Source organism: Pseudomonas protegens (assembly GCF_003732485.1).
GTDB classification, from domain to species: domain Bacteria; phylum Pseudomonadota; class Gammaproteobacteria; order Pseudomonadales; family Pseudomonadaceae; genus Aquipseudomonas; species Aquipseudomonas protegens_B.
This window is the reverse complement of the sequence record NZ_MOAK01000030.1, coordinates 116,361-122,424: the sequence shown is the minus strand read 5'-3', so window position 1 is coordinate 122,424 and position 6,064 is coordinate 116,361. Positions and strand designations below refer to the sequence as shown.

8 protein-coding genes are annotated in these 6,064 nt (G+C 61.5%); all 8 read right to left on the bottom strand.

The features are described from left to right. The coding region (locus tag BLX41_RS34465; RefSeq protein ID WP_259744413.1) for an FHIPEP family type III secretion protein at positions 1-840 on the bottom strand (840 nt) is incomplete at its 3' end. A 283-nt stretch (positions 841-1,123) separates the two neighbouring features. Beyond that, on the bottom strand, positions 1,124-2,299 hold the full coding sequence (gene flhB, locus BLX41_RS04725) for a flagellar biosynthesis protein FlhB (protein ID WP_123723968.1): 1,176 nt from the start codon (positions 2,297-2,299) through the stop codon (positions 1,124-1,126). A gap of 3 nt (positions 2,300-2,302) precedes the next feature. Further along, positions 2,303-3,085 (bottom strand): flagellar biosynthetic protein FliR, encoded by a 783-nt coding sequence (gene fliR, locus BLX41_RS04720; protein WP_123723967.1) that lies wholly within the window; start codon positions 3,083-3,085, stop codon positions 2,303-2,305. A 4-nt stretch (positions 3,086-3,089) separates the two neighbouring features. Next, positions 3,090-3,359, bottom strand: coding sequence for a flagellar biosynthesis protein FliQ (gene fliQ, locus BLX41_RS04715; protein WP_011059988.1), 270 nt, complete (start codon positions 3,357-3,359; stop codon positions 3,090-3,092). A 24-nt stretch (positions 3,360-3,383) separates the two neighbouring features. Then, positions 3,384-4,133, bottom strand: a complete 750-nt coding sequence (gene fliP, locus BLX41_RS04710) for a flagellar type III secretion system pore protein FliP (protein WP_123723966.1) — start codon at positions 4,131-4,133, stop codon at positions 3,384-3,386. Further along, a complete protein-coding gene (fliO, locus tag BLX41_RS04705; protein ID WP_123723965.1) occupies positions 4,133-4,573 on the bottom strand; it encodes a flagellar biosynthetic protein FliO in 441 nt (146 codons plus the stop codon). Before fliO ends, fliP begins: the two co-directional genes overlap by 1 nt. After that, entirely contained in the window at positions 4,574-5,035 is a 462-nt protein-coding gene (gene fliN, locus BLX41_RS04700) for a flagellar motor switch protein FliN (RefSeq protein WP_042940599.1), read from the bottom strand. Positions 5,036-5,090: 55 nt separating this feature from the next. After that, positions 5,091-6,059 carry a flagellar motor switch protein FliM gene (fliM, locus tag BLX41_RS04695; RefSeq protein ID WP_011059984.1) on the bottom strand — a complete coding sequence of 323 codons (969 nt, stop codon included), beginning with the start codon at positions 6,057-6,059 and terminating at the stop codon, positions 5,091-5,093. Between the last annotated feature and the right edge of the window lie 5 nt (positions 6,060-6,064).

The window sequence follows — 6,064 nt, the reverse complement described above, 5'->3', positions numbered from 1 at the left end:
CTGCTTGCCCATCTCTTCGGAACCCGAAGCACGCGTCACCATGATGGCGGCCGCGGTGGACAGCAGCAGCGATGGCAGTTGCGCCACCAAACCGTCACCGATGGTCAGCAAGGCATAGACCTTGCCGGCGTCGGCAAAGGTCATGTTGTGCTGGAAGATACCGACCGCCATACCGCCGATCAGGTTGATGAAGAGGATCAGCAGGCCGGCAATGGCGTCACCGCGAACGAACTTGCTGGCACCGTCCATGGAGCCGTAGAACTCGGCCTCCTGGGCCACTTCCAGACGGCGCAGCTTGGCCTGGTTCTGATCGATCAGGCCGGCGTTGAGGTCGGCGTCGATGGCCATCTGCTTACCGGGCATGGCATCCAGGGTGAAGCGCGCGCTCACCTCGGAGATACGTCCGGCACCCTTGGTCACCACCACGAAGTTGATGATCATGAGGATCGCGAAGACCACGATACCAACCACGTAGTTACCGCCGATCACCACCTCACCAAAGGCCTGGATCACCTTACCGGCAGCGGCATGACCTTCCTGACCGTGGAGCATCACCACCCGGGTCGAGGCCACGTTGAGTGCCAACCGCAGCAAGGTGGCCACCAGCAGGATGGTGGGGAACACCGCGAAATCCAGCGGCCGCAGGGCGTACACGCAGACCAGCAGAACCACGATCGACAAGGCGATGTTGAAGGTGAAGAACACGTCCAGCAGGAACGCCGGGACCGGCAACATCATCATGGCCAGCATGACCAACAACAGCACCGGTACACCCAGGTTGCCTCGACCGAGGTCAGCCAGGTTACTGCGAGCCGTGTTGATTAACTGAGAGCGATCCACCGATTTACCCCGTTCCGTAAAGCAAACTTTTGACGCCTGAAGCGGCACAGGCCGGCTACTGCAAGAAGCCTTCCAACTTTGCCGCAGCGGCATAATCCCGCCCTCAACCGGGAGGAACCAGCCTGCCTGCGAACGGCATCGCGCAGCCGCCCTCGTCGGCAAACGAAGCGCCGCAGGGTCGACGGCAAGAGACAGGGTTGCAAGGTGGAATAATGGCAATTAGCCATTTTTCTGACATAAGCAAGGCGCATTCGCCGGCCAGCCAGCGCCTACATGTCTGGAACTAAATAGGATCGATGGGGCCGCCCGAGGACTGCTTGCCGGCGGTGTCGCGCTGCAGATCCGCAGGAATCGGCAAGTCCTTGAGCGGGTCCGGGCGCTTGCCCTTGCCCGCGCGGTGCTGGCGAATCTGGTAGACGTAGGCCAGGACCTGAGCCACCGCCAGGTACAGACCTGCGGGGATCTCTTCCTCAAGCTCGGTGGAGTAATAGATGGAGCGCGCCAGGGCCGGCGACTCCAGCAACATCACCTCATGGGCCACAGCAATCTCGCGGATTTTCAGGGCCAGGAAATCACTGCCCTTGGCCAGCAGCACCGGCGCCCCACCCTTCTCGGCGTCGTATTTGAGGGCCACGGCGTAGTGAGTCGGGTTGGTGATGACCACGTCGGCCTCGGGGATCGCCGCCATCATCCGCCGCTGGGACATCTCACGCTGAGTCTGACGAATCCGCTGCTTGACCTCAGGGCGCCCCTCCTGGTCCTTATGCTCGTCACGCACTTCCTGCTTGGTCATCAACAGCTTCTTATGGGCCTGGTACAACTGCACCGGCACATCCACCGCCGCGATCAGGATCAACCCGCAAGCCATCCACAAAGTGCTCCAACCCACCACCTGGACACTATGGATGATTGCCAGCTCAAGCGGTTCGTGGGCGATCCGCAGCAGGTCGTCAATGTCCGCCGACAGCACCGAAAGCGCCACGAACAGCACCAGGCCGAACTTGGCCAGGGCCTTGAGCAACTCGATCAACGCGGTGAACGAAAACATCCGCTTGAGGCCGTTGGCCGGGTTCATCCGACTGAACTTGGGCGCCAGGCTCTTGCCCGCAAACAGCCACCCCCCCAGGGATATCGGCCCGATGACGGCCGCGAGCAGCAAGGTCAACAGCACCGGCTGCACCGCCAGGATGGCGATCTTGCCCGAGTGCAGCAGGTACAACCCCATGGCACCCGGGCTGAGCAGCACTTCCCGGGGCAAAGAGAAATTCAGACGCATGATTTCCAGCAGATCCTGAGCCAGACCGCCCCCATAAACCAGCAGACCGCCCGCCCCTGCCAGCATGATGGCCAGGGTGTTGAGCTCCTTGGAACGGGCGATCTCACCCTTCTCCCGGGAGTCCTTCTTGCGTTTATCCGTGGGTTCTTCTGTCTTGTCCTGACCGCTCTCGCTCTCTGCCATGGCTCAGCGCGCCTTTGCCAGTTCGCGCAAGAACTGCAAGGCCTCGGAGGCCAGCGGTTGATACTGGTTGAGAATGTCGGCCAGGCTGATCCAGACAATGCCCATGCCGAGCACCAGGGTCAGGGGAAAGCCGATGGAAAAGATGTTCAACTGCGGGGCAGCCCGGGTCATCACGCCAAAGGCGATGTTGACCACCAGCAAAGCGGTGATCGCCGGCAACACCAGGAGCAACGCCGCCCCCAGGACCCAGCCCAGCTTGCCCGCCAGCTCCCAGTAGTGGTTGACCATCAGGCCGCCGCCCACCGGCAGGGTGGTGAAGCTTTCGGTAAGGACCTCAAAGACCACCAGATGGCCGTTCATGGCCAGGAACAGCAGGGTCACCAGCATGGTGAAAAACTGCCCGATCACCGCCACCGAGACACCGTTGGTGGGGTCGACCATGGAAGCGAAGCCCATGCCCATCTGGATCGCTACGATCTGCCCGGCGACCACAAAGGACTGGAAGAACAGTTGCAGGGAAAACCCCAGCACCGCACCGATCAGAATCTGCTCGGCAATCAGCAACAGGCCACTGAGATCCAGGGCGTGCACTTCGGGCATGGGCGGCAGGCCCGGGACTATGACCACGGTAATCGCCAGGGCGAAATACAGGCGCACACGACGCGGCACCAGAGTGGTACCGAAAATCGGCATCACCATCAGCAGCGAGGTAACCCGAAACAGCGGCAACATGAAGCTCGCCACCCAGGTACTGATCTGGGTGTCGGTCAGCGCCAACAGGGACATCGGCTCAGCCGATCAGCTGAGGAATACTGCCGTACAACTGACGGATGTATTCCATAAAGGTTTGCACCAGCCAGGGACCGGCAACAATCAGGGTCACCAGCATCACCAGCAGGCGCGGCAGGAAGCTCAGGGTCTGTTCGTTGATCTGGGTGGCCGCCTGGAACATGGCCACCATCAGACCCACCAGCAGGCTGGGCACCACCAGCACCGCCACCATCATGGTGGTCAGCCAGAGCGCTTCGCGAAACAGGTCTACCGCGACTTCTGGAGTCATTGTCGAGCACCCGCTAACAAGGTTTTAAACACCGCCGAAACTGCCCGCCAAGGTACCAATGATCAGAGCCCAGCCATCCACCAGGACAAACAGCATGATCTTGAACGGCAGGGAAATGATCAACGGCGAAAGCATCATCATGCCCATGGCCATCAGCACACTGGCCACCACCAGGTCGATGATCAGGAACGGGATAAAGATCATGAAGCCGATCTGGAAGGCCGTCTTGAGCTCGGACGTGACGAAGGCCGGCACCAGGATGGTCAGCGGTGCCTGGTCGGGGCTGGCGATGTCGGTGCGTTTGGACAGGCGCACGAACAACTCCAGGTCACTGCTGCGGGTCTGCGCCAGCATAAAGTCCTTGATCGGCACCTGCGCCTTGGCCACTGCATCCTGAGCCGTGAGCTTTTCCGCCAGGTACGGCTGCAATGCATCCTGGTTCACCCGATCGAACACCGGGGCCATGATGAACATGGTGAGAAACAGCGCCATACCGGTGAGGATCTGGTTCGACGGTGTCTGCTGCAGGCCCAGGGCCTGACGCAGGATCGAGAAGACGATGATGATCCGGGTGAAACTGGTCATCAGCATGACGAACGCCGGAATGAAGCTCAGCGCGGTCATGATCAGCAGGATTTGCAGGCTGACCGAGTATTCCTGCTGACCGCTGGCGTTGGTGCCGAGGGTGATCGCCGGGATCGACAACGGGTCGGCCGCCAGCGCCAGCGGCGCCGCCAACATCAGTGCCAACGTCAAGATGATGCGCAACGGCATTACTTCTTATCCTTCTGATCCTTGCCCAACAGCTCCATCAGGCGCTGGGCGAACTCGGGCGTCGCCTGCTCGGCACTGGGCACCTGCACCGGCTCTTTGAGTACATGCAACGGGGTGATGGTGCCCGGGGTCAGGCCCAGCAGAATCTGCTCGCTGCCCACTTGCACCAGCACCAGGCGATCCCGCGGCCCCAGGGCCCGGGAGCCGATCAGCTCGATCACCTGCCCCTTCCCGGCGGGACCGGCCTGCTGCACCCGACGCAGCAGCCAGGCAAGGAAGAAAATCAGCCCGATCACCAGCAGCAGGCCCAGCACCAGCTGGGTCAACTGCCCGCTGACGCTCCCCACTGCCGGGGCTGCGGCCGCAGCTGTGGCCGCCGGCTCTGCAGCCAGGACGCTCAGGGGCAAGCCGAGCACAACCACGCCAAGCAGCTTGTTCACTTAGCGCAGCTTCTTGATACGTTCGCTGGGGCTGATCACGTCAGTCAGGCGAATACCGAACTTCTCGTTGACCACCACCACCTCGCCGTGGGCGATCAGCGTGCCGTTGACCAGAACGTCCAGAGGTTCGCCGGCCAGGCGGTCGAGTTCGATCACAGAGCCCTGGTTGAGCTGCAGCAGGTTACGAATGTTGATGTCGGTACTGCCCACTTCCATGGAGATCGATACCGGGATATCCAGGATCACATCCAGGTTGGGACCGTCCAGGGTGACCGGTTCGTGGCTCTTCGGCACGCTGCCGAACTCCTCCATCTGCAAGCGCCCGGAACTTGACGCAGCCCCCGCATCCGCCGCCAGCAGGGCGTCGATATCCGCTTGACCGGCATCACCGGTCTCTTCCAGCGCAGCAGCCCACTCGTCGGCCAGAGCCTGGTCGTCCTGGGAGTTAATTTCGTCAGCCATCATGGGTCCTCGACGGGCAAAAATTCATTGAACAGCAAACAGGTTGGAGCGCCGTTCAACGGCGCTCGATCGGCTCGATCACTTGCAGCGCCAGGTTGCCCTTGTGGGAGCCCAGCTTGACCTTGAACGACGGCACGCCGTTGGCGCGCATGATCATGTCTTCCGGCAGCTCCACCGGGATCACATCGCCGGGCTGCATGTGCAGGATGTCCCGCAGGCGCAATTGACGACGAGCGACGGTAGCGCTCAGCGGCACGGCCACATCCAGCACGTCCTCGCGCAAGGCCTTGCTCCAGCGTTCGTCCTGGTCATCCAGGTCGGACTGGAAGCCGGCGTCGAGCATTTCGCGGATCGGTTCGATCATCGAGTACGGCATGGTCACGTGCAGATCGCCGCCACCGCCATCGAGTTCGATGTGGAAGGTCGACACCACGATGGCTTCGCTGGGGCCGACAATGTTGGCCATGGCCGGATTCACTTCGGAGTTTATGTACTCGAAGTTGACCGGCATGATCGCCTGCCAGGCTTCCTTCAGATCGACGAAGGCCTGTTCCAGCACCATGCGCACCACCCGCAGTTCGGTGGGCGTGAATTCACGCCCTTCGATCTTCGCGTGACGGCCGTCGCCGCCGAAGAAGTTGTCCACCAGCTTGAACACCAGCTTGGCGTCAAGGATGAACAGCGCAGTGCCGCGCAGCGGCTTGATCTTCACCAGGTTGAGACTGGTGGGTACGTACAGCGAGTGCACGTACTCGCCGAACTTCATTACCTGCACGCCACCTACCGCTACGTCAGCCGAACGACGCAGCATGTTGAACATGCTGATGCGGGTATAGCGGGCGAAACGCTCGTTGATCATTTCCAGGGTCGGCATGCGTCCACGGACGATGCGATCCTGACTGGTCAGGTCGTAGCTTTTGACACTGCCGGGCTCGGCAGCGTGTTCGGTCTGTACCAGACCGTCGTCGACGCCATGCAGCAGCGCATCGATCTCATCCTGGGACAGCAGGTCCTGCACGGCCATGTCGT

Coding starts and splice junctions, on each gene's coding strand:
- fliM (WP_011059984.1), bottom strand. CDS start 6,059: ATGGCCGTGCAGGACCTGCTGTCCCAGGATGAGATCGATGCGCTGCTG.
- fliR (WP_123723967.1), bottom strand. CDS start 3,085: ATGTCCCTGTTGGCGCTGACCGACACCCAGATCAGTACCTGGGTGGCG.
- fliP (WP_123723966.1), bottom strand. CDS start 4,133: ATGCCGTTGCGCATCATCTTGACGTTGGCACTGATGTTGGCGGCGCCG.
- flhB (WP_123723968.1), bottom strand. CDS start 2,299: ATGGCAGAGAGCGAGAGCGGTCAGGACAAGACAGAAGAACCCACGGAT.
- fliQ (WP_011059988.1), bottom strand. CDS start 3,359: ATGACTCCAGAAGTCGCGGTAGACCTGTTTCGCGAAGCGCTCTGGCTG.
- fliN (WP_042940599.1), bottom strand. CDS start 5,035: ATGGCTGACGAAATTAACTCCCAGGACGACCAGGCTCTGGCCGACGAG.